Source organism: Nocardia wallacei (genome assembly GCF_029869545.1).
In the GTDB taxonomy this organism is placed as follows: domain Bacteria; phylum Actinomycetota; class Actinomycetes; order Mycobacteriales; family Mycobacteriaceae; genus Nocardia; species Nocardia wallacei_A.
In genome coordinates this window covers 1-3,882 of record NZ_JARWQD010000007.1, presented here as the reverse complement: position 1 = coordinate 3,882, position 3,882 = coordinate 1, and the positions used below count along the sequence as shown (strand labels likewise).

Here is a 3,882-nt window from a genome sequence, read left to right as displayed (position 1 = left end):
CGCCGGTGAGCGCGGCGGCGGCGTCCGACGCCGCGGCCAGCAGCACGGGCACACCGGCGTCGGCGGCCAGCCGGGCCGCCGACAGCTTCGAGGCCATGCCGCCGGTGCCGAGCGCCCCGCCGCTCCCGGCGATCACCCCGTCGAGATCGGCGCTGCTGCGCACCTCGGGAATGAAATTCGCCGCGCCCTTGCGGGGATCGCCGTCGTAGAGCCCGTCCACATCCGACAGCAGCACCAGCGCATCGGCCCCGACCAGGTGGGCCACCAGCGCGGCCAGCCGATCGTTGTCGCCGAAGCGGATCTCCTCGGTGGCGATGGTGTCGTTCTCGTTGACCACCGCGACCGCGTGCAGCGACCGCAGCCGATCCAGCGTCCGCTGCGCGTTGCGGTGATGTTCGCGGCGGGAGAAGTCCCCGGCGGTCAGCAGCACCTGGCCGACGGTGCGATCGTAGCGCGCGAAGGAGGTCCCCCAGGCGTGCGCCAAGGCCAGCTGGCCGACGCTCGCCGCAGCCTGCTTGGTAGCCAGATCCTTTGGCCGCGAAGACAATTTGAGCGGCGCGATCCCCGCGCCGATCGCCCCGGAGGACACCACGACGACGTCGGAACCGGCCCGCATCCGCGCCTCCACGGCATCGGCCAGCTTGTCCAGCCGACCCGTGTCGAGCCCGCCCTCAAGGCTGGTCAGCGCCGAGGACCCGATCTTCACCACCACGCTGCGCGCCGTCGCGATCGCCTTACGCGCCGCGCTCAGATCGTGCCCCGAATCAACTCGCGTCATAACCGAACTCGCTCCCACAACACCGAACTACACCCACCCAGCCGCACCCCTTGCACGTCCCCGCACCCTCTACAGGCCCCTGCACGTGGTGCGGGAACAGGTAAGGGGTGCGGCGCGCCTGGCTCACGCCTGATCCTCGTCCTCCGAGACCAGGCCGCGGCGCACGCGGGAGGCGTGCTTGCGCTCCGCCGCCGAGATGCGCTCGATCTGGTCGAGGCGTGGGTCGGTGCCGCGGCCCGTCATCCGCATATCGACACCGGCGGAAATCTGTGGCTCCCAATCGAAGCTGATGTCGCCGATGGTGACCGGGGCCCCGGGCTCGGCGCCCAGCTGCGCCAACCGCTCCTCCACGCCGAGGCGGGCCAGCCGGTCGGCCAGATAACCCACGGCCTCGTCGTTGTCGAACTGCGTCTGGCGCACCCACCGCTCGGGACGCTCGCCGCGCACGATGAAACCGCCCGGCACCTCGGGATCCACCTCGACGCTGAAACCGCTCTCGCCCTTGACCACCGGCCGGATCACCGGCCGTTTCGGCGCCGCCTTCGGATGCGCCTCACGATACTCGCGCACCAGATCGGCGAGCGCGAAACTCAACTGCCGCAAGCCGTCCCGGCTCACCGCCGAGATCTTGAACACCGGCCAGCCGCGCTCGGTGAACTCCGGGGTCACCATATCGGCGAGTTCGGCGGCATCGGGAATGTCGGTCTTGTTGAGGATCACCACGCGCGGGCGATCGGCCAAGTCCCCGAGCCCGGCGTCGGCCTGCAGCGCGGGTTTGTACGCGGCCAGCTCCGCCTCCAGCGCATCCACGTCCGAGACCGGATCGCGGCCGGGTTCCAGGGTCGCGCAGTCCACCACATGGGCCAGCACCGCGCACCGCTCCAGATGCCGCAGGAAATCCAGGCCCAGGCCGCGTCCCTCGCTCGCCCCGGGGATCAGGCCGGGCACGTCGGCGACGGTGAAGGTGGTGTCGCCGCTGGACACCACGCCCAGATTCGGCACCAGCGTGGTGAACGGATAGTCGGCGATCTTCGGCTTCGCCGCCGACAGCACCGACACCAGCGACGACTTCCCGGCGGACGGGAAGCCCACGAGCCCGACGTCGGCGACCGACTTCAGCTCGAGAACGAGATCGCGCTCCTCGCCCTCCTCGCCGAGCAGCGCGAATCCGGGCGCCTTGCGCGCCCGCGACACCAGCGCGGCATTGCCGAGACCACCGCGACCCCCGCGCGCGGCGACGAACCGGCTGCCCGCGCCGACCATATCGGCCAGCACCTCGCCGTCGGGACCGATCACGACGGTGCCGTCGGGCACCTTCAGCAGCAGCTCGGAACCCTGTTTACCGTCCCGGTTGCCGCCCTCGCCGGGCTTGCCGCTGCCCGCCTTGGCATGCGGGTGGAAGTGGAAGTCCAGCAGGGTGTGCACATTGGGGTCGACCTCGAGGATCACGTCCCCGCCGTTGCCCCCATTCCCGCCGTCGGGACCGCCCAGCGGCTTGAACTTCTCCCGATGCACCGACGCGCACCCGTGCCCGCCCTTCCCGGCGCGGACGTGCAGCACGACGCGATCGATGAACTTGGACATGACCTGATCATCCTCCTTCTCGAACGGTCGGCTGGTCCTGGAGACAGGAAAACGGGCCAGGGTGTTTCGTCACCCTGACCCGCTTCGAAGTTTGTGGAAAAGGCTCTCCGGCGCGACAGGGCTTACCCACCCCGCCGGCTACGCAAGCTCCGCCGGCTAGCCATCCCCTAAGCCTCCGCCGGCTCCGGAACCACGATGTTGACGGTCTTGCGGCCGCGCTTGCTGCCGAACTGGACCGCGCCCGCCTCGAGGGCGAACAGCGTGTCGTCGCCACCGCGGCCGACATTCACGCCCGGGTGGAAGTGCGTGCCGCGCTGGCGAACCAGGATCTCGCCGGCCTTGACGGTCTGGCCACCGAAGCGCTTCACGCCGAGCCGCTGGGCATTCGAGTCGCGACCGTTGCGCGAGCTGGATGCACCCTTCTTATGTGCCATGTCAGAACTCCTCGTGCCGGGGTTCGCACCCCTGGTCGGACTACTTGATGCCGGTGACCTTCAGGACCGTCAGCTTCTGACGGTGGCCCTGACGCTTGTGGTAGCCGGTCTTGTTCTTGAACTTGTGGATGCGGATCTTCGGGCCCTTGGTCTGCTCGACCACCTCGGCGGACACCGACACCTTGGCCAGCTTGTCCTTGTCGGTGGTCAGCTCGGCGCCGTTCACGACCAGCACCGGCGACAGCGACACGGCGGTGCCCGGCTCACCCTCGAGCTTCTCGACCTTCACCAGGTCACCGACCGCGACCTTGTACTGCTTTCCGCCGGTCTTGACGATCGCGTACGTTGCCATCGGTCGGCTACCCTCTTCCTCTACTAGTGCTCGGCACTGTGCTCCCGCGGCCGGACTGCCGGATGCACCGGAGACCGCCGCACGTCTGGTCTGGTAATCACGCCGCCTCGGTACCTGATGGGCTCCCGTCTGAACGGGCCCTGCTCTGCAGCAGTCAGGTGACACAGCGCAATGCTGTCACCGGGCAGCGACTGTCCAAGATTACAGGACGCCCACCCACCCAACCAAACCGGCCCCCACGCCCTCCCGCCACGCCCACACCACCACTTCGGCACAACCACATCGTGATTCCGCACACCCGCGCCACCATCCCGCATGCCCACATCGTGATACGCGCGCCCACTTGCCGATTCCCGACGGCCCCACGTCATAACACCCGCACATCAACGTCACGGCACCCGCACGCCTACACCACCACTCCCGGCACGCCCACACCACCATTCCCGGCACGCCCACGCCACCACTCCCGGCACGCCCGCGCCACCACTCCCGGCACGCTTTTGGCCGGGATCCATACCGCGCGCAAACAGATTCCGACCGAGCACGCCGGATACGACGGCAGTTCGGGTACGCCCGGATCACGTCCGAGACGACGCACGCCCCCCATCTTGGGGTTGTCCCCCCGGGCCGGATTCGGGGGGGGGGGTGGGGCCCTGCCCCCGCGGGGGGGGGGGGGCTCGCGGGGGGTGGGGGGGGAGGATGCGGACGGTGTAGCCGACCGCGCCGGACAAGGG

The 3,882-nt window shown here is 69.6% G+C and carries 4 protein-coding genes; all 4 read right to left on the bottom strand.

The genetic code is table 11. From position 1 onward, the window contains the following. Positions 1 to 778, bottom strand: a 778-nt coding sequence (gene proB, locus QH290_RS00085) for a glutamate 5-kinase (protein WP_425303536.1), incomplete at its 3' end; no start/stop codon positions are given. Positions 779 to 901: 123 nt separating this feature from the next. Then, positions 902 to 2,362 (bottom strand): GTPase ObgE, encoded by a 1,461-nt coding sequence (obgE, locus tag QH290_RS00080; protein ID WP_280381611.1) that lies wholly within the window; start codon positions 2,360 to 2,362, stop codon positions 902 to 904. A gap of 167 nt (positions 2,363 to 2,529) precedes the next feature. Continuing rightward, entirely contained in the window at positions 2,530 to 2,796 is a 267-nt protein-coding gene (rpmA, locus tag QH290_RS00075; protein WP_280261560.1) for a 50S ribosomal protein L27, read from the bottom strand. Between the two features lie 40 nt (positions 2,797 to 2,836). Beyond that, the gene (rplU, locus tag QH290_RS00070; RefSeq protein ID WP_280261562.1) at positions 2,837 to 3,148 is read right to left on the bottom strand and encodes a 50S ribosomal protein L21; all 312 of its coding nucleotides are present in this window, start codon (positions 3,146 to 3,148) and stop codon (positions 2,837 to 2,839) included. Between the last annotated feature and the right edge of the window lie 734 nt (positions 3,149 to 3,882).